Genomic DNA, 17665 nt, shown 5'->3' with positions numbered 1-17665 from the left:
CATGGCCGATAATTTCCTCTCACAAGAAGAAGTTGATGCCCTTCTAAAGGGTGTCAACGGCGATCAGGATGAGACTGGCAAACCAGAAGATTCAGCGGGCGTACGTCCGTACAATCTGGCGACCCAGGAGCGTATCGTGCGCGGTCGCATGCCGACGCTGGAAATTATCAATGAACGTTTTTCACGCTTGTTGCGCATCGGCCTGTTCAACTTCCTGCACCGCAGTGCTGAGGTTTCTATCGGTCCTGTGCGCGTTTCCAAATACAGCGAATTCATACGCAATCTGGTCGTACCGACCAACCTGAATCTGATGCACATGAAGCCGCTGCGCGGCATCGGTTTGATCGTCATCGATCCAAATCTGGTGTTCCTGCTGGTCGATAACTTGTTCGGCGGCGATGGACGCTTCCATACCCGCGTCGAAGGCCGCGATTTTACCCAGACTGAACAACGCATCATTCAACGCATACTCGAAATCATTTTCGAAACCTACGCAAAATCGTGGGAGCCTGTGTATCCGGTCGAGTTCGAATACATCCGTTCGGAAATGAATACGCAGTTCGCCAACATTGCGACGCCGAATGAAGTTGTGGTTGCCACCACCTTCACAATCGAACTGGGGCCGGTGAGCGGCGATCTGCATTTCTGCGTGCCCTACTCGATGATCGAACCGATCCGCGATCTGCTGACCAGCAGCATGCAGGGCGAAACGCTGGAAATGGACAAGCGCTGGATACGTCTGATGACGCAGCAGATCCAGACTGCAGAAGTAGAAATTCTGGCGAACATGGGCTCGGCCAATGTCACGCTGGGCGACATCCTCAACATGAAAGTCGGCGATGTCATCTCGATCGCCGTACCGGATCACATCACTGCAGAAGTCGATGGCGTACCGGTAATGGAATGTTCGTACGGAAAATTGAATGGCCAATATGCATTGCGTGTGGAAAAACTGATCTACAGCGCAAACGACTCACTGCAAGGAGAAGAACATGAGTGACGAAAACGAATCCCAAAGCATCGCAGAAGACGATTGGGGTGCGGCCATGGCCGAGCAGGAGCAGACAGAAGCGGAAGCTGCTGCACTTGCTCCTAAACCGGCAACGGCGACCGTATTCAAGGATTTTGCCGGCGGCGACATGAAGACCGGCACGCACAACGATATCGACTTCATTCTCGATATTCCAGTGCAACTGACGGTTGAACTTGGCCGTACCAAAATCGCTATCAAAAATCTGCTGCAATTGGCACAGGGTTCGGTTGTCGAACTCGATGGCCTGGCAGGTGAACCGATGGACGTCTTGGTCAATGGCTGTTTGATTGCGCAGGGTGAAGTCGTGGTCGTCAATGACAAGTTTGGTATCCGCCTGACGGATATCATCACTCCGTCTGAACGCATCCGCAAGTTGAACAGATGATTCGTGCTTTTTCCTTTTTAGCTGCACTGTTTTCGATAAGCGCGGCTCACGCGCAAACTGCTGCAAGTACGGCAGCGACCACCAGCACATCGGCCACATCCACGGCCGGCAATCTGATGCAAGTCACCTTGGGTTTGCTGGTGGTACTTGGTTTGATGGCTGCCGCAGCATGGGTGTTACGTCGTTTTAATACCGCCAAAGGCAATAACGCTGCGCAAATCAAAATCATCGGTGGTGTCAGCGTCGGCAATCGCGAGCGCGTCATGGTGGTCGAAATAGCCGATCAATGGATAGTCGTCGGCGTTGCACCAGGTCGCGTCAATGCACTGGCCACGATGGCCAAGCAGGAAACAACGATAGTCACCGATGCAGCACCATCGAAAAACTTTTCGAGCTGGCTCGCGCAAACAATCGAAAAACGCAATGCCCAATAATTCATCCCCTATGCTGCGTCGTTTGTTGACCGCAACACTGCCGCTATTGCTGGCTTTGCCTATGGCAGCGATGGCACAGCAAGCAGGCTTGCCTGCATTTACCAGCACGCCAACTGCAGGTGGCGGCCAGACTTATTCGCTCAGCCTGCAAACACTATTGCTGCTGACCGGCTTGTCATTCCTGCCTGCCGTGCTGCTGATGATGACCAGCTTTACGCGCATCATCATCGTGTTGTCTTTATTGCGCCAGGCACTGGGCACACAAAGCTCGCCACCGAATCAAGTCATTATCGGCCTCGCGCTATTTCTGACCCTGTTTGTCATGAGCCCAGTGCTGGACAAAATTTATGTTGATGCTTACCAGCCCTTCACTGCCAACAAGATCAAGATGGAAGAAGCCATGGAGAAGGCTGTCGCCCCCTTGAAAACCTTCATGGTCAAGCAGACGCGCGAGTCGGATCTGGCGCTGTACGTCAAATTATCCAAAGGGCCGGAATTGCAAGGTCCGGAAGATATTCCACTGCGTATATTGGTACCGGCATTTATCACCAGTGAATTGAAAACCGCATTTCAAATCAGCTTCGCCATCTTCATTCCATTCTTGATCATCGATATGGTGGTCGCCAGTGTGCTGATGTCCATGGGTATGATGATGGTGTCGCCATCGATTGTGGCATTGCCGTTCAAGCTGATGCTGTTTGTACTGGTCGACGGTTGGCAGTTGCTGATCGGCTCGCTGGCACAGAGTTTTTACTGAGGATTTTGCGATGACTCCCGAAAGCGTTATGACTATGGGGCGCCATGCAATTGAAGTCACCTTGATGGTGGCAGCGCCCATGTTGCTGATCGCACTCGCGATCGGCTTGGTTGTCAGCATCTTCCAGGCGGCAACACAGATCAATGAAACCACGCTTTCCTTCATTCCAAAACTAGTTGGGATTTTTGTCGCATTGGTGATTGCCGGTCCGTGGATGTTGACCGTCATGCTGGATTACATGCGCGAAATGTTTACCAATATCCCACTGCTGGTCAGCTAGCGGCAATGCCGTCTCTCTCGCAGTCACCGATCGCATGATCAGCATCACCAGCGCCGAACTCAATACCTGGATCGCCTCACTTCTGTGGCCGCTTACACGGATCATGGGATTGATTGCTGTCGCGCCCTTGTTCGGCAATGTCAGCGTCCCAGCGCGCGTCAAGATCAGCCTCGGCATCATGCTGGCGTTGATCATTGCGCCTACCGTCCCGGCCATGCCTGCGATGGATCCGATATCGTCCACCGGCTTTCTGATTTTGATGCAGCAGTTGCTGATAGGCCTGACAATGGGCTTTGCGATGCGGATTGTGTTTGCCGGCGTTGAAATGGCGGGTGAAATTACCGGCATGACGATGGGCCTGGGTTTCGCGAGTTTTTTCGATCCGCAAACGCGTGCGCGTACCTCGGCAATCAGCCAGTTCCTGGCACTGTTGATCTTGATGATTTATCTCGCCACTAACCTGCATCTGGTAGTGCTATCGACACTTGCAAAAAGCTTTGAGCTTTTGCCGATTACGGGCAGCTTCGTTTCGACTGCGGGTTTGTTCGAAATCGTCAAATGGGGCGGGCGGATTTTCAGCGCAGGCGTACAACTGTCCCTGCCTATGGTCGCCGCCCTGCTGATCACGAATATCGCGCTCGGAATCTTGACCCGCGCCGCACCGCAACTGAATATTTTTGGTATCGGTTTTCCGATCACGATAGGCGTCGGCTTCATCATGATAGGCGTCGTGCTGCCTTACTTGATGAATCCGTTCATCAATCTGATGCAGGAAGGAATCGATGCGATGGGAAGAATTACCGTGGCGCTGGCACCGCTGCAGCAGTAAGCGCATGGTTTTGAATGGTTTGTTCTTGCCGTAACAAGAACAAACCATTCAATCAGTTCAACATATTGAACAGTGACAAGCCGGAGATTTTGATAAACGACTGACGTGCTGCTTCCAGTGTGTACTGTTGCTGCGTAAAGCTTGAATATGCCTCTACAGGATCGACTTCCTGCAATTGCTTCAAAGTCGCTGTGTATTTGACTTTCAAATCAGATCCTGCGCTATCGAGGTTATCGATTTCCTTCAAGCGCGAACCTATTGTCGTGCGTACAGCAGATACATTATCAAGCGCATTGGCGATACTGTTATTTGCTGCAGCCAGACCATTCGCCAATCGGGTTTGCCCTTGAGCGCCAACCGAAGTCGTTGAAATGGTTGCCAGCAGATCGGTAATTACCGTGAAAACACTTTGTTTTTGACTAGGTTTCACGCTAAAAGTATCACCATTCGCTGGTGCACCTTTAATGTCGAATTGCATGCCGCCAAAACTGATCGCTTGTCCGCTCACATAGGGTTGTGGCGTAGCCGGAATCGCCGGCGGTGGCGTTTCTGTCACCAGATAGGTCGTGACACCAGCTGCATCGATAGAGAACGTGACGGCATAGTCATTGCCAGTCAATTGCGTCTGATCGATTACCGCACCGGTACTGATCAAACCAGTGCCAGTATTGGCTGCGCCGGCTGCAGTAACAAAACGTCCATTGCCGTTCATGCCGCTTTCAAATACGGTAGAACCCGCATCGCTCACTGCCATTTGACGCGCCGCCCCCACCTGCAGCAAGCGTTGTCCCTGGTCACCGCTATAAGTAGCACCGGTGGCAGATTGATTATATGGCTGTACGCCTGTTTGATAGCCGGCAAAAATATAATTGCCACTGCTGTCGCGTGAATTCGCAAGCCCCATCAATTCATCAAAATTACTGCGTAACTGGGTCGCATACATCTGCCGCTGCTGGTCATCCAGCGCGCCATTACCGGCACCAACCACAACATCCTTGACCGACTGCAAAAGCAAAGTGACGCTTTGCAAAATGCTTTCTTCTTCAGATAATGAGCTTTTAGCGTTAGAACGATTGAGCGCAAACTGATCGTTGATGGCCAAAGCCTGATCCATACCCAATGCTGCTGCTGCCGCGACAGGATCATCCGCCGGCGTCAAAATACGCATACCGCTGGAAACCTGTTGCTGTGTCTTGACTAATGCAGACTGCAGGTCGCTGATCTGACGCGAGCCCAACTCATACATTGTATTTGTACTGATACGCATGATTAAGTGTTCCTATCAGTGTAAGGAAGCCAGAATATCAAACATGTCACTCACAGCCTGCATCACCTTGGCAGCTGCCTGGTACGCCTGTTGATACTGCAGCAAATTGGTCGCTTCTTCATCCAGATTCACACCCGATTCCGATTGCTGTGTAGTTTGCAAACTTTTCAGCAAACCACCTTCAGCAGCGCTATTGACCTGCAATTCGCGCGTCTTGTTACCGACCAGACTGACCAACTGACTGTAAGCTGTGTTGTAGTTTGCGGTCCCACCTTGCAAAATATTCTTGGTTTGTAATTCACCCAGCGCCAGCATATTGCGGTTATCGCCGCTACCATTGACGTTTGCGCTGATCTTGAATGTGTCACCATCTGCCGGCACGCCACTGAGTTTGATCTCTGCACCGCCAAACGAAATAGTCGAGCCAGCGGTATATGGAACCGGCGCACCTGCAGCGTAAGTTGTAGCCACGCCGTTCGTCGTTACTGTCACCGGCATCGCCGCAGGGAAACCGGTCAAAGTGCCGCCTGCTGCGTTGTAAGTCAGCGTTACAGGTGTAGCGACAGTCGCTGCAGTAAAGGCAGCATTGATGGAGCCGGCGCTGATCGCGCCCGTACCGGTATTGGTAGTCGTTGCAGCGGTAACGATAGGTGTGGCGGCGGCAATCGACGACAAATCCTTGATCAACACATTGAAGTCAGCCGCGCCATTGACTGTAGGCCGAACAACATACTTGTCGCCAGCTGCCATCGGACCGGACGTCATGGTCAGATCCACGCCATCAATGGTGGCCGTTGGGAAAGTCGCGCCTGAATACATAGACGCATTATCGGAAAGCCGCGTTACGCTGTAATTGGTGCCATCGTATGACACACGATAATCGCTGGTAGTCAGTGCACTGACGTTGCTGATCGTGGCACCGACTACTGCAGTGCCGGTGTTATTGAAATCGGAATTGACGGCCGGTTGTGCCGAGTTAAAAAAATCACCGCCCAAGGCGCCATTCTGATCTTGTCCAAGGCGATGTTGCGCATTGAAGGTTTCCGCTATACCCAGCGCGATGCGACCCAAAGAGTTTTGCATTGGATCCAGCGATTTACTGCGGAACTCAAACAAGCCACCCAGCTTGCCACCTGTCATCGAATTTTCCGGCAGGGTAACCGTCGTACCATTCGTGATATAGCCGACTTCCAAACGTCCGAGGTCGGTTGATGATGCAACAGTCGTCAACTCATAGGTCGTCGTGCCAACTACCAAAGGCTGACCATTACCGACAAACACGCTGTAACCGTTACTCTGCTTGTTAACCGTTACTTTGGTTTCCTTCGCCAATTCGCCAATCAGAAAATCGCGCTGATCGAGCAAATCGTTAGGTGGTTGTCCATCGGAATTCTGCGCTTTTGCAATCGCATTATTCAATTGACTGATCTGTTTTGCGTAGGCATTGATGTTGGTAACGCTGGCGGTGATTTCTGTGTTCACGCCTTCGCGTATCGAGCGAAACTGGCCATCCATCGTCTGAAAACGCGCTGCCAATGACTCTGCACCCGACAACATGGCCTGACGTGATGCGGCAGAACCAGGATTGGCAACCAGATCTTGTATGCCTTTGAAAAAATCCTGAATCACTGGTGTTAAGCCAGTGCTCGAATCGGCCATCATGTTATTGATCTTGCTAATTTGATCAGCGTAGCTTTGCAGCTGACTGGCACTACCTTGCGCAGCGACGACTTGTGTAGCGATGAAATCGTTATAGACGCGTCTTACGGTCTCTACCGTGGTACCACTGCCAATATAACCGCCACCCAGATTTTGTCCGCCCAATGACGCCTGGATCACCAGTTGTCGGCTATAGCCAGGTGTCTTCTGGTTTGCGATATTGTGCCCGGTCGTGGCAAGCCCCGCCTGGGCTGCGGCAAGTGCACTATTCGCGATACTGAGAATGTTGGCCATGGTCTATTTCTTTGAACGCTATATCGGTGTGAACGGCATATCGATGGAAAACTTGAGCCTTTGACGACGATATTGCAACTTTAACAAGGCATGGAGTTGCATCGCTTGTTACGTCAATTCAAACGGTCAGGCTGAAAGATTTCGATTGATAAGGTTGGTCAATTTCTCTGCGTACTTGGGATCCGTGGCGTAACCGGCCTTTTGCAAACCCTGTGCAAAGCCTTTTACGTCAGTGGCATTAGCCAATACTTTTTCGTAGCGTGGATTATCATGCAGCAATTTCGCGTAATCGCGGAATGAATCTGCGTAAGAATCGTAGGCACGGAATTTTTCTACGCGTTTCTGCGGAACGCCATTTACATATTCAGTAGTAACCGCATCCACGGTCTTCCCTTTCCAACTGCCTGTTGCCTTGATGCCGAACAGATTGTGGCTGGTGCCGCCATCAGCGGTACGTATGACATGCTTGCCCCAGCCGCTTTCCAGCGCAGCCTGGCCCAGCATGAATTTAGCGGGAATACCGGTAGTCTTGCTGGCCTCTTCCGCATGCGCGGTAAGTTTGTCCTGGAATGCCTGCACATGCTTGGGTTTATCAGTTGCAGCGACAGCCTCATCTCCCGATGTGCGTTGCGGTGCGCGTGCAGCGCGCTCTGATAGCGAACGCAGCAAGTCTGTTTTCAAACTGGAGCTCAAGTCGTCTGCGCCACCATTTTGCGTTGCAGCGTTTTCACTCGCCACTGCTGCATTCATTTGATTGCCCGACAGCTGGCGTATCAATACATCCGCCAAACCCACACCGCGGCTTGCCATGTTCTGGCTCAACTGTTGATCCAGCATCGATGTGTACATCTTGGTTTGCTGGTTATCGAACACACCTTCTTGCGGCGTCGCTTCGCGCATGCTCTTCATGATCATGTTCATGAACAGTGCTTCGAATTGCTTGGCCGCAGCCTTGATCGACTCGGGCGAGTTTTGCCGCGCCGATTGCTTCAGCGCCTCGACGCCTTTGGCATCGATAGCAAGACTGTTACTCGAATTGTCTGCAGGCGTAATCATGTGACGATTAAATAATTTCCAATTCTGCGCGCAGCGAACCCGAGGCTTTCATCGCTTGCAGAATTGCCAGCAAATCCTGCGGTGTTGCACCTATCGAATTCAAGGCCTTCACCACTTCTGCCAGCGACGTGGAGTTTTTCAGCAGGATGACCTTGCCAGGATCCTTGCTGATTTCAATTTGCGATTGCTGTGCAACCACTGTTTGTCCGCCAGAGAATGGCGCAGGCTGGCTGATGACAGGCTGCGTATTAATCACGACCGACAAATTGCCATGCGATACAGCACAACTATCCAGTGTCACCGCTTGATTCATTACGACTGAACCGGTACGCGCGTTCATGATGACCTTGGCACTTACTTGTGCTGGCGTGACATTGATACTTTCCAGCGCGCCGAGAAAAGCCACACGTGCATTGTTATCTGGCGGCGCAATAACGCGAATCACACGACCGTCTTGGGCAGAAGCAGTTTGTGGACCAAAACGTGCATTGACGGCATCGGCGACACGGCTCGCTGTAGAGAAATCACTTTCTTTCAACTCAAGATAAATAACGTCGCCCTGCCCTAATGCCGTTGCTACCGCGCGCTCGACCGTCGCACCTGCGGAAATGCGGCCTACGCTCAAATGATTGATCTGTGCCTTGCTGCCACTCGCTGCCGCACCGACACCACCGACGACAACGTTACCTTGCGCCATCGCGTAAATCTGACCATCCGCACCTTTAAGCGGGGTCATCAACAAGGTACCGCCACGTATGCTTTTTGCATTACCCATCGATGAAACGGTAATGTCCAGAGTTTGACCAGGTTGTGCAAACGCTGGCAACGAAGATGTCACCATCACGGCGGCGACGTTCTTCAATTGCAGATTAGTACCTTGCGGCAGATTGATGCCCATCTGCTGCAACATGCTGACGATGCTTTGTACGGTAAACGGTGTTTGTGTAGTCTGATCGCCGCTGCCATCCAGACCGACCACCAAACCGTAACCGATCAATTGATTCTGCCGCACGCCTTGTACGCTGGTCAGATCTTTCAGACGCTCTGCATGTGATGCCATTGGCAACAACAGGCACGCTGAACAAGCGATGACCCGCAGTGATTTTCTTAAAATGGACAGTGTGCTTCTCGTGCTGATTGCGGTTTTCATTTGTATTCCTTGCGCCTCATACAGAATCATTCAAACAGAATCAGAGAGGCAGTACGCTGAGGAAGAAGCGTGCCAGCATCGATGCCACTTCGGCGCCATCCACAGTGCTGTTGGTGCGATATTCGATTTTTGCATCGGCAACTTGCGTCGATGAAACAATGTTGCCGGAGTTGACAGTGCTTGGATCAATCACGCCCGAGAAGCGAATGAATTCAGAACCCTTGTCGAGAGAAACCTGCTTTTCGCCAGCCACGATCAAGTTGCCATTCGACAGCACATCGATCACGGTAACCGTCAATGTACTGATGAAATTATTGCTCGAAGTAACCGCACCTTTGTCTTCATACTTAATAGCATTCGATGCACTTGCATTCAGACGTCCGGTCACAGAACTGAACAAGCCGAATATATTTGGAGCACTCGCAGCCACAGATCCGGTTTTGCTGGCGGAACTACCCGCCAGTTTACCTGCCGAACTCTTCTCGTTAATGATGATGGTGATGGTGTCGCCAATCAGACGCGCACGCCTATCCTCGAACATCGGACGATAAGCCGCATTTTGGAAAATGGCGCCATTCGCCGGCGGGGCAATCGTATTCGATGCCTGAGGACGCGCCGTTAATGGTGTCTGCACTATGGTTTCCGGCATGACTGCGCAGCCGGCAAGCAACGCACTTGCTGCAACCATCATCACAAAATAATTCTTCATCACAAATCCTTTACCTCGTTTTACTCTTGCTGCTTTACTCGCACTGACTAGCTTCTGCGTGAGTGCATCACGTCACGTATTACATCTGCGTCAGACGCTGCAACATTTGATCCGAAGTAGTAATTGCCTTGCTGTTGATTTCGTAAGCGCGTTGGGTCTGGATCATGTTGACCAGTTCTTCCACCACGTTGACGTTCGATGTTTCTGTGTAATTCTGGACCATGACACCGGCGCCATTGGTGCCTGGTGTGTTGGTATTCGGATTGCCGGATGCGCCGCTTTCAACATACAGATTTTCGCCCTTGCTTTCCAGACCGGCCGGATTGATGAAGGTCGCCAATTGCAGGTTACCAACTTCAGTTGTCGCCACAGTACCTGCCAGCTTGACCGACACAATACCGTCACGGCTCACCGTCAAACCGGTAGCATCGACAGGGATGGTAATCGCCGGTTGAATCGGAAAGCCGCTGGAAGTAACCAGCTGCCCCTGATCATCCGTTTGAAACGAACCGTCACGTGTGTAAGCTGTTGTACCGTCCGGCAGCAAGACCTGAAAAAAACCGGGACCATTGATCGCGACGTCTTTGGAGTTACCCGTCAATTGCAAATTACCTTGTGTATGAATACGTTCAGTCGCAACCGGACGTACACCTGTACCCAATTGCAAACCCGAAGGCAAATTGGTTTGCTGCGACGAGGCAGCACCAGGCTGACGTATCGTCTGGTACAGCAAGTCTTCGAACACGGCACGTGTACGTTTAAAACCTGTGGTGCTGACGTTTGCCAAGTTATTGGAAATGACGTCCATCTGCGTTTGTTGCGCATCCAGACCTGTTTTTGAAATCCATAAGGAACGAATCATTTTTTTCTCCAATATTTCGGCAAACTGCCAATAGACTTTGCGTCCATTCTCATTTTGCGCGTAGCCGCATTAATTCAAAGCGAGAAATTCAGTAGCTTTCGCCGCATTACTCTCGGCATGCTTCAACATATTCATATGTAGCTCGAACTGTCTTGCAAGACTGATCATGTTGACCATTGCATCAACCGCATTGACGTTACTGCTCTCGACATAACCACCCGCCACCGTGACGTTTGCATCAACCTCGGCCGGCTCACCGTCTTTCGTCACAAACAAGCCATCGTCGGAACGCACCAGATTTTCCGTGGGCGGATTGACCAGCTTCAAGCGTGCCAGTTGAATTGAAACACCGGGTTCAGTACGTGCTTCCACGGTAGAAATCGTGCCGTCTTTCGCAATCGACAGCACCACATCCGGCGGAATCGTGATCGGTCCGGTATCGCTCAACACATTCAAACCATTTTGTGTTTGCAGCACACCGTTCTCGTTGACCTTCAAACTGCCGCTGCGCGTGTAACCTTCGCTACCGTCGGCACGCTCTACCGCCAGCCAGCCTTGACCTTCCAGCGCAACATCCAGCGGACGACCGGTTTGCTGCAGGGAGCCAGCACGAAAATCGCTACCTACCGTCGAATCCACCACGAAGGTGCGGGTAGGCAAGCCATTGCTGACCACCGGCACCGCACGAAAGGTATCCAGTTGTGCGCGAAAACCGTTTGTCGAAACGTTGGCCAGATTATTGGACACCGTCGCCTGCTGTTCCAGGATCTGCTTGGCACCCGACATCGCGGTATAAATCAGTCTATCCATCTCATTTCTCCTGGATCAGTCGCATCAGTTTTTTTAAAACGACTGATGCGACTACCATCACTGCCAGAACCTGGGCTCAGTTCAGATTCAGCTCAACTTCTGTCTTAACGCAAGTTCACCAGAGTTTGCAAAATCTGATCCTGCGTTTTGATCGTCTGTGCATTTGCCTGGTAATAGCGCTGTGCAGTAATCATGTTGACCAGTTCAGCCGTCAAATCGACGTTCGAATCTTCAACCCGTGAAGATTGGACCGCGCCCAAGCCGCTGCTGCCAGGTGTGCTTGTCAGCGGCACACCAGACTCAGCGGTTTCTACCCATTGGTTATCACCAATGTTTTGCAGACCGTTAGGATTGGCGAAAGACGACAGGATGACTTGTCCGAGAATATTGACTTGGCCATTCGTGTAACGACCGACGATCTCGCCATTTGTCGATACGCTGAAACCAGTCAATGTGCCGGCGGCATAGCCATCCGGCAGTTGTTTGGCCACACCAAAATCTTGTGCGAATTGCTGAGTTCCGGTGCTATCAATCGAAATATTAAAAGGTGTGGCCGCACCACTGGTCACGGCCATTGCCGCGACCAGAGGCGATGGTGTCGTACCAGTCAGCACGCCGCCGTTATTGAAGTCCATCGTACCAAGTGGCACCGGAGCTGCTGGTGGAACATAACCGATAGGCACGTCATCATTCGTCGCAAAAACGGTCCATGTAGCACCAGCTGCACCGCTCGCTGTCTTGACATAAAAAGTACGCAATATGTGGGAATTACCGAGGCTGTCAAAAACAGGAACCGAAGTCGAATCGCTGAACGTGGTCGGATCGGTAGGATCAAAACTGGCAGCCGGCAAAACTGCCTTGCGCGAATCCAGTGTCAGCTTCAATTCATAATTGGTCGTAGCAGCAGGTGCCAGATCGGCCTTGTCTATCCTCAACTCACCCGGAGCACCGATCGCTACCGTACCGTTTGCATCTGCCAGGTAACCCGTCAAGCGCTGACCGGAAGCACTTTCAATATAGCCTTCCTTGCTCAGGATGAACTGACCGTTACGTGCATAGCTGATCGCGCCGTTGTTACTCATGCGGAAAAAACCACCACCGTTGATCGCCATATCGAGCGGGTTATTGGAAGCGGTAACGTTACCCTGTGAAAATTGCTGGGCGACGCGCGACACCTGCGTACCGATACCGATCTGTGTGCCACCGGAACCAACCAGCGAGTTGGCATAGACATCGGAAAACTGAACCTGCGATTGCTTGAAGCCGACGGTATTCGCATTGGCGACGTTATTGCCGATTGCTTCGAGACTTTTGGTTGCGGCATTCAATCCGCTCAAACCTTGTTGGAAACTCATGTTTTTTTCTCCTGACGGTGAAGGTTTAATTCAATAGGATTGCGCTGCATTAAAGATACTGGCGAATATCGGACAATTCGAGTTCGCCCAAACCCGGGACATTCAGCTTGACGGCTTGGCCAGCTGCGGTGGTAACCGTAGCCACCATACCGAATTGCAGCTCAGTGGTTTCGACAGTTTTGCCGGCAAGCGTGGCCTTGACATCGAATGTATAAGTTCCATCAGGAGCGTCGGTGCCGTCGGCTTTTTTGCCGTTCCAGATAATCGGCTGGGAACCGGCTTTTTGCGCTGGCAGATCGATCGTCTGCACTACTTTGCCCGATGCATCTTTGATCTCGATGGTCGCGCTATCAACATCGGATGGAAACTCGACACCCATCAGTGCCTGTTTTTCCGACAGACCGGTTTGATTACCCGGAGCAAGTACACCTTTACCGATCAGCGATGCGGCTTGCAGCGTCTGACTGGTTTGGTAACTACCCATCAGCGATTCCACTGTGCTGTTCAATTTATCGATACCAGTAACGGTTGATAATTGCGCCAGTTGGCTGGTGACTTGTGCGTTATCCATAGGATTCAACGGATCCTGATTTTTCATCTGCGTAACCAGCAGAGTCAAAAACCGGTCCTGCGCTTCTGCTGCGGTCGATGCCGCGGAAGCTGCCTTTGGATTCATTGCATCGAGCAATGATTGCGGCAAGGTATTACTGATGGCGGCCATGATTATTCCTTTTTATTATTTACTGACCGAGCGTCAGTGTTTTAAGAAGCATTGTCTTGGCCGCATTCATGGTCTCGACATTGGTTTGATAAGAGCGTGAAGCGGAAATCATGTTGACCATTTCCTCTACCACATTGACATTGGGCATCGCGACGTGGCCGGTTTCATCGGCGTTGGGATGCTTGGGATCGAACACCATTTTCAATGGCGACGCGTCTTCGACGACGCGATTGACTTTGACGCCGGTTGACGTTGCACCAGACATGGGCACCGATTGAAATTCAACCTGCTTGGCGCGATAGGTCTGACCGTTGGCGCTGGTGGTGCTGTCCGCATTGGCGATATTGCTGGACACCACATTCAGGCGCTGGCTCTGTGCGCTCATGGCCGAACCGGCGACATTGAAGATATTAAATAGCGACATGATTATTGCCCCTGAATAGCGGTAAGCATACCCTTGATCTTGGAAGCGACCAGCGTAATGCCGACTTCATAGCGCATCGCGTTATCGGTAAACTGATTGCGCTGCACATCCATGTCGACCGTATTGCCGTCGACATTACCTTGCGCTGTATTGCTATACAGCAAAGGCGCACCGCCTATGGTTTTATTAACGCTGGAAGTCAGATGCGTGGTTGACGTTTTCGCAAGCTCGGCCGGCGATGTGGCACCGCTGGTGCTTTTGGCTAGCGCACCTTGCAATGCCTTGTTAAAATCGACGTCACGCGCCTTGTAATTAGGCGTATCCGCATTGGCAATATTCGATGCCAGCAACTGTTGGCGCTGCGCGCGCAGATTCAGGGCAGTTTCCTGAAAGCGCATCATGTCATCAAGTTTTCCGATCATTACGACCTCCGAAGTGTGCATTCAGGGAATCTTCCCCGCGCCTGTAATGGATTTCTATAGCGTTGATCATACGGAGCACCTTGTCACGTCGATCAAACGATAAGAAGACAAAAATCCATGCTATTCACGGTTTTGGCTGAACACTAAATCAGTACCATGGTCGTGCAATCCAACCACTGGCCGCCATGAAACTCTCTTTCAATTTCGCAATCGTCGCTCTTGCTCTTCCTTTCGCGCTGTCGGCCCAGTCCGCCGTCACGCAGGTCGCCGAGCCGGAAGCACGGCAGGATCTTGGCGCGTTGAAGCAAACGGCAGAACAGTTCCTGCGCACGCAGGCTTCCGGTCTGCCGGGCGAAGTCAAGGTGACTGTGGGCTCGATTGATCCGCGCATGAAATTGCCGACATGTACAACGCCGGAGGCATTTTTCCCGCCATCCAGCAAGGCATGGGGCAAAACTACAGTAGGCATACGTTGCAGCGTGCCATCACCATGGACAATTTATGTATCGGCCAAAGTACAGGTGCATGGCGATTATGTAGTCGCCGCAGTACCGCTGGCCCAGGGACAAAACATTACGCAAGCTGATATCGCCAAGGTAAAAGGTGATTTGACTGCGATGCCGGCCGGCATCATTACCGATGCGTCGCAGGCGATAGGCCGCACGGTAGCGAATTCCATCAGATTAGGTTCGCCATTACGCCAGGATGCATTGCGCAACCAGCAGGCAATTCAGCAAGGTCAGGCAGTACGGGTGATCGTGAATGGCGCTGGTTTCAGTGTATCGAGCGAAGCGCGTGCATTGAATAATGCGAACGAAGGGCAATTGACGCAGGTTAGAACCACTACCGGTCAAGTTATTAGCGGCATTGCCAAGTTGGGCGGGATTGTTGAGTTAACTTATTAACAATGAAATTAAGACGCAAAATTTTACCCTTGCTCCATTTAGTACTAAAGTTTAGCGCGATAACGCCGATAGACCAGACATGAGATAGGCGTTTTGCCGCGAACCAGACGGAGTGATGTCGTGAAAATTGATGACACAAGCAAGAAAACTGCAGCAATAGGCGTCACTACGACGCAAGCGCGCGCAGGTAAAGGGGCTGAAAAAGCCGGTGCCAGTACCAAGGCATCGTCCAGCAATGTCACACTGTCCACACAAGTACAGGCGTTGACTGCGCAGGTTTCCGGTGCCAGCGTATTTGATACAAAAAAAGTTGAAGAGATCAAGGCAGCGATTGCCAATGGTCAGTTCCAGGTGAATGCCGAGCGTGTTGCCGACGGACTGATGGATACGGTAAAAGACCTGATCTCCGCACGAAAAGGTTAAATCTACATGAGCTCATCCGATATCAACCCTGCCGACAGCCTGATTAAAGAACACCAAGCCGTCCGCGCATTGACAGAACTGTTGCAGCAGGAACAAGAACAGTTGGTCGCAGGGAATATCGAAGCCATCGCCGCTCTGACCGAACCCAAGGCAAAAGCGGCTGTACGTATGGCTGAACTGGCTGCAGGACGTCACCAGGCATTGGCAAAAGCCGGTTTTGAAGCGGATGAATCGGGAATGAAAGTCTGGCTGGCAACTCCAGCAGCGTCAGAAACCGCCCAGCAATCCTGGCGCGAGCTGATCGCATTGGCTGAAGTCGGGAAAGAATTGAATCGCGTCAACGGCACCCTGATCAACAAGCAGATGGTGCGCAATCAGAATGTATTGAATATTCTGCAGCATGGCAGTGTGCAAGGTAATGCGGTCTATGGACCGGATGGCCAGACTGCAAACAAGTCTGTTAAACGCCATATCGTTGCAGGCTGAATCTTCTAAAGCTTGATTGCAGTGCTGTTTATCTTTGGCGGCTGCAAAATGTAGCTGCAATCTCCGCAGCTACACCAACTGCAATATCAAACTCCCCTCAATCAGCATTTCCCGCAGAAACTCAGTGATCGTCTTTAGCGGCGTGGCGCATAGATATCGCGCCCGGCTTCGTCGATTTGACGGCGCAAGGCACGTCGCTCATCCGGTGACAATCTAGGATCGCGGCGCGATTGCTCCGCATTACGGTTAGCATTATTGTCGTTAAAACGATCAGCAGATTGGCGTCTGTCATCATTCCCGCGCTTGCCCTGATTCGACCGATTACGATCATCATTTTGCGTACCGTAACCGAATGCATATCCCTGAAAACCCGACTGAGCAAACACTGTCGACGTGCTGACCAAGGCACTTGCCAGCAACATCGTCATTCCTATTCTTTTCAATGTAATATTCATCGTCATCTTCCGCAGCGTTTTACTTATGTACGCTTATCGTTTATCCACATACAAAGTCTATGCTGCTTTGCTTCAGGCCCTAAGCCCATTTCCGTAAAGGTTGTAACACTTTGTAATGCCTGCATTCACCTCTATACCGAGTAGTCTTTCTGAAGTTACCATAGCAAAATGAATACGACAAATGCCTCCATGAAGGAAACGACCCATTCGACCAATTCGCATCAGACCAAGGTGCTGGTCGTTGATGACGATGTGCGTTTGCGCGACTTGCTGCGGCGCTATTTGTCGGAACAGGGATTCAATGTGGTCACCGCAGAAAACGCGCAAGCCATGAACAAGCTGTGGCTGCGTGAACGCTACGATCTGCTGGTGCTTGACCTGATGTTGCCGGGTGAAGATGGGCTGTCCATCTGCCGCCGTCTGCGCGGTGCGGGTGACAAGACGCCTATCATCATGCTGACTGCGAAGGGCGAAGACGTTGATCGCATCGTCGGCCTTGAAATGGGCGCCGACGATTACATACCAAAACCATTCAATCCACGCGAACTGGTCGCACGCATCAGTGCAGTGCTGCGCCGTGTCACTCCCGATGAAGCGCCAGGCGCACCATCAGAAACACCGCAATCATTTACCTTCGGCGAATTCACGCTGGATCTGGGTACGCGTACCTTGAAGAAAAATGATGAAACCGTGCCGCTGACAACCGGCGAGTTTTCCGTCTTGAAGGTTTTTGCACGTCATGCGCGTCAACCGCTTTCGCGCGAAAAATTGATGGAACTGGCACGTGGTCGCGAATATGAAGTCTTCGATCGCAGCCTCGATGTACAAATTTCACGCCTGCGAAAATTGATAGAACCTGATCCATCGACACCGCTTTATATCCAGACAGTCTGGGGTCTGGGCTATGTGTTCATTCCAGAAGGCAAGCCGCGCTAAAACCTTGGCCCGC

The 17665-nt window shown here is 51.6% G+C and carries 22 protein-coding genes; 10 read left to right on the top strand and 12 right to left on the bottom strand.

What is annotated here, in order from left to right:
- The first annotated feature begins 1 nt into the window (after window position 1).
- The 6 genes from fliM to fliR are packed head-to-tail and all read left to right on the top strand — an operon-like array spanning window position 2 to window position 3718.
- Window positions 2-1000: a flagellar motor switch protein FliM gene (gene fliM, locus Hfont_RS07210; protein ID WP_112991582.1), complete on the top strand. Its 999-nt coding sequence runs from the start codon at window positions 2-4 to the stop codon at window positions 998-1000.
- Window positions 993-1418: a flagellar motor switch protein FliN gene (gene fliN / locus Hfont_RS07205; RefSeq protein ID WP_112991581.1), complete on the top strand. Its 426-nt coding sequence runs from the start codon at window positions 993-995 to the stop codon at window positions 1416-1418. Before fliM ends, fliN begins: the two co-directional genes overlap by 8 nt.
- The gene (gene fliO, locus Hfont_RS07200; RefSeq protein WP_112991580.1) at window positions 1415-1852 is read left to right on the top strand and encodes a flagellar biosynthetic protein FliO; all 438 of its coding nucleotides are present in this window, start codon (window positions 1415-1417) and stop codon (window positions 1850-1852) included. The genes fliN and fliO overlap by 4 nt, the downstream gene beginning before the upstream one ends.
- Before the next feature lie 10 nt (window positions 1853-1862).
- Window positions 1863-2609 (top strand): flagellar type III secretion system pore protein FliP, encoded by a 747-nt coding sequence (gene fliP, locus Hfont_RS07195; protein WP_277740104.1) that lies wholly within the window; start codon window positions 1863-1865, stop codon window positions 2607-2609.
- Between the two features lie 10 nt (window positions 2610-2619).
- On the top strand, window positions 2620-2889 hold the full coding sequence (gene fliQ, locus Hfont_RS07190; RefSeq protein ID WP_112991578.1) for a flagellar biosynthesis protein FliQ: 270 nt from the start codon (window positions 2620-2622) through the stop codon (window positions 2887-2889).
- A gap of 34 nt (window positions 2890-2923) precedes the next feature.
- The gene (gene fliR, locus Hfont_RS07185; protein WP_112991577.1) at window positions 2924-3718 is read left to right on the top strand and encodes a flagellar biosynthetic protein FliR; all 795 of its coding nucleotides are present in this window, start codon (window positions 2924-2926) and stop codon (window positions 3716-3718) included.
- A 52-nt stretch (window positions 3719-3770) separates the two neighbouring features.
- Here the strand turns inward: fliR and flgL are convergent, their stop codons facing one another.
- From flgL to flgB, 11 genes are all read right to left on the bottom strand, one after another.
- Window positions 3771-4985 carry a flagellar hook-associated protein FlgL gene (flgL, locus tag Hfont_RS07180; protein ID WP_112991576.1) on the bottom strand — a complete coding sequence of 405 codons (1215 nt, stop codon included), beginning with the start codon at window positions 4983-4985 and terminating at the stop codon, window positions 3771-3773.
- A gap of 15 nt (window positions 4986-5000) precedes the next feature.
- On the bottom strand, window positions 5001-6938 hold the full coding sequence (gene flgK / locus Hfont_RS07175) for a flagellar hook-associated protein FlgK (RefSeq protein WP_112991575.1): 1938 nt from the start codon (window positions 6936-6938) through the stop codon (window positions 5001-5003).
- A gap of 126 nt (window positions 6939-7064) precedes the next feature.
- On the bottom strand, window positions 7065-7994 hold the full coding sequence (gene flgJ / locus Hfont_RS07170; protein ID WP_112991574.1) for a flagellar assembly peptidoglycan hydrolase FlgJ: 930 nt from the start codon (window positions 7992-7994) through the stop codon (window positions 7065-7067).
- Between the two features lie 7 nt (window positions 7995-8001).
- Entirely contained in the window at window positions 8002-9054 is a 1053-nt protein-coding gene (locus Hfont_RS07165; RefSeq protein ID WP_241523028.1) for a flagellar basal body P-ring protein FlgI, read from the bottom strand.
- Between the two features lie 130 nt (window positions 9055-9184).
- On the bottom strand, window positions 9185-9853 hold the full coding sequence (locus tag Hfont_RS07160; RefSeq protein WP_112991572.1) for a flagellar basal body L-ring protein FlgH: 669 nt from the start codon (window positions 9851-9853) through the stop codon (window positions 9185-9187).
- Between the two features lie 79 nt (window positions 9854-9932).
- On the bottom strand, window positions 9933-10715 hold the full coding sequence (flgG, locus tag Hfont_RS07155; RefSeq protein ID WP_112991571.1) for a flagellar basal-body rod protein FlgG: 783 nt from the start codon (window positions 10713-10715) through the stop codon (window positions 9933-9935).
- 69 nt (window positions 10716-10784) lie between these two features.
- A complete protein-coding gene (flgF, locus tag Hfont_RS07150) occupies window positions 10785-11525 on the bottom strand; it encodes a flagellar basal-body rod protein FlgF (protein ID WP_112991570.1) in 741 nt (246 codons plus the stop codon).
- Window positions 11526-11629: 104 nt separating this feature from the next.
- Window positions 11630-12880: a flagellar hook protein FlgE gene (gene flgE, locus Hfont_RS07145; protein ID WP_112991569.1), complete on the bottom strand. Its 1251-nt coding sequence runs from the start codon at window positions 12878-12880 to the stop codon at window positions 11630-11632.
- A gap of 49 nt (window positions 12881-12929) precedes the next feature.
- Complete coding sequence (locus tag Hfont_RS07140) at window positions 12930-13601, bottom strand: flagellar hook assembly protein FlgD (protein WP_112991568.1); 672 nt, start codon at window positions 13599-13601, stop codon at window positions 12930-12932.
- A gap of 19 nt (window positions 13602-13620) precedes the next feature.
- Window positions 13621-14025, bottom strand: a complete 405-nt coding sequence (gene flgC / locus Hfont_RS07135; protein ID WP_112991567.1) for a flagellar basal body rod protein FlgC — start codon at window positions 14023-14025, stop codon at window positions 13621-13623.
- Between the two features lie 2 nt (window positions 14026-14027).
- Window positions 14028-14447 carry a flagellar basal body rod protein FlgB gene (gene flgB, locus Hfont_RS07130; RefSeq protein WP_112991566.1) on the bottom strand — a complete coding sequence of 140 codons (420 nt, stop codon included), beginning with the start codon at window positions 14445-14447 and terminating at the stop codon, window positions 14028-14030.
- Between the two features lie 185 nt (window positions 14448-14632).
- Between flgB and flgA the strand changes: the two genes are divergently transcribed.
- From flgA to Hfont_RS07115, 3 genes are all read left to right on the top strand, one after another.
- A complete protein-coding gene (gene flgA, locus Hfont_RS07125; RefSeq protein ID WP_112991565.1) occupies window positions 14633-15352 on the top strand; it encodes a flagellar basal body P-ring formation chaperone FlgA in 720 nt (239 codons plus the stop codon).
- Window positions 15353-15472: 120 nt separating this feature from the next.
- Window positions 15473-15775: a flagellar biosynthesis anti-sigma factor FlgM gene (gene flgM / locus Hfont_RS07120; RefSeq protein WP_112991564.1), complete on the top strand. Its 303-nt coding sequence runs from the start codon at window positions 15473-15475 to the stop codon at window positions 15773-15775.
- A gap of 6 nt (window positions 15776-15781) precedes the next feature.
- Window positions 15782-16261, top strand: coding sequence for a flagella synthesis protein FlgN (locus Hfont_RS07115; protein ID WP_112991563.1), 480 nt, complete (start codon window positions 15782-15784; stop codon window positions 16259-16261).
- 134 nt (window positions 16262-16395) lie between these two features.
- Here Hfont_RS07115 and Hfont_RS07110 read toward each other — a convergent pair whose 3' ends face one another.
- Window positions 16396-16716 carry a hypothetical protein gene (locus tag Hfont_RS07110; protein WP_112991562.1) on the bottom strand — a complete coding sequence of 107 codons (321 nt, stop codon included), beginning with the start codon at window positions 16714-16716 and terminating at the stop codon, window positions 16396-16398.
- A gap of 168 nt (window positions 16717-16884) precedes the next feature.
- Here Hfont_RS07110 and ompR point away from each other — a divergent pair, with 168 nt between their 5' ends.
- Window positions 16885-17652: an osmolarity response regulator transcription factor OmpR gene (ompR, locus tag Hfont_RS07105; protein WP_112991561.1), complete on the top strand. Its 768-nt coding sequence runs from the start codon at window positions 16885-16887 to the stop codon at window positions 17650-17652.
- The last annotated feature ends 13 nt before the right edge of the window (window positions 17653-17665 follow it).

Origin of the sequence: Herminiimonas fonticola, from assembly GCF_003293745.1 — a bacterium.
Lineage (GTDB): Bacteria > Pseudomonadota > Gammaproteobacteria > Burkholderiales > Burkholderiaceae_D > Oxalicibacterium > Oxalicibacterium fonticola.
The sequence above is the reverse complement of the archived record's forward strand: the minus strand, read 5'-3'. Positions and strand labels throughout refer to the sequence as shown.

Bases quoted from the DNA above. Each gene is read 5' to 3' on its own strand.
- fliM (WP_112991582.1), top strand. From the start codon at position 2: ATGGCCGATAATTTCCTCTCACAAGAAGAAGTTGATGCCCTTCTAAAG.
- fliN (WP_112991581.1), top strand. From the start codon at position 993: ATGAGTGACGAAAACGAATCCCAAAGCATCGCAGAAGACGATTGGGGT.
- fliO (WP_112991580.1), top strand. From the start codon at position 1,415: ATGATTCGTGCTTTTTCCTTTTTAGCTGCACTGTTTTCGATAAGCGCG.
- fliP (WP_277740104.1), top strand. From the start codon at position 1,863: ATGCTGCGTCGTTTGTTGACCGCAACACTGCCGCTATTGCTGGCTTTG.
- fliQ (WP_112991578.1), top strand. From the start codon at position 2,620: ATGACTCCCGAAAGCGTTATGACTATGGGGCGCCATGCAATTGAAGTC.
- fliR (WP_112991577.1), top strand. From the start codon at position 2,924: ATGATCAGCATCACCAGCGCCGAACTCAATACCTGGATCGCCTCACTT.
- flgL (WP_112991576.1), bottom strand. From the start codon at position 4,985: ATGCGTATCAGTACAAATACAATGTATGAGTTGGGCTCGCGTCAGATC.
- flgK (WP_112991575.1), bottom strand. From the start codon at position 6,938: ATGGCCAACATTCTCAGTATCGCGAATAGTGCACTTGCCGCAGCCCAG.
- flgJ (WP_112991574.1), bottom strand. From the start codon at position 7,994: ATGATTACGCCTGCAGACAATTCGAGTAACAGTCTTGCTATCGATGCC.
- Hfont_RS07165 (WP_241523028.1), bottom strand. From the start codon at position 9,054: ATGGCATCACATGCAGAGCGTCTGAAAGATCTGACCAGCGTACAAGGC.
- Hfont_RS07160 (WP_112991572.1), bottom strand. From the start codon at position 9,853: ATGAAGAATTATTTTGTGATGATGGTTGCAGCAAGTGCGTTGCTTGCC.
- flgG (WP_112991571.1), bottom strand. From the start codon at position 10,715: ATGATTCGTTCCTTATGGATTTCAAAAACAGGTCTGGATGCGCAACAA.
- flgF (WP_112991570.1), bottom strand. From the start codon at position 11,525: ATGGATAGACTGATTTATACCGCGATGTCGGGTGCCAAGCAGATCCTG.
- flgE (WP_112991569.1), bottom strand. From the start codon at position 12,880: ATGAGTTTCCAACAAGGTTTGAGCGGATTGAATGCCGCAACCAAAAGT.
- Hfont_RS07140 (WP_112991568.1), bottom strand. From the start codon at position 13,601: ATGGCCGCCATCAGTAATACCTTGCCGCAATCATTGCTCGATGCAATG.
- flgC (WP_112991567.1), bottom strand. From the start codon at position 14,025: ATGTCGCTATTTAATATCTTCAATGTCGCCGGTTCGGCCATGAGCGCA.
- flgB (WP_112991566.1), bottom strand. From the start codon at position 14,447: ATGATCGGAAAACTTGATGACATGATGCGCTTTCAGGAAACTGCCCTG.
- flgA (WP_112991565.1), top strand. From the start codon at position 14,633: ATGAAACTCTCTTTCAATTTCGCAATCGTCGCTCTTGCTCTTCCTTTC.
- Hfont_RS07115 (WP_112991563.1), top strand. From the start codon at position 15,782: ATGAGCTCATCCGATATCAACCCTGCCGACAGCCTGATTAAAGAACAC.
- Hfont_RS07110 (WP_112991562.1), bottom strand. From the start codon at position 16,716: ATGAATATTACATTGAAAAGAATAGGAATGACGATGTTGCTGGCAAGT.
- ompR (WP_112991561.1), top strand. From the start codon at position 16,885: ATGAATACGACAAATGCCTCCATGAAGGAAACGACCCATTCGACCAAT.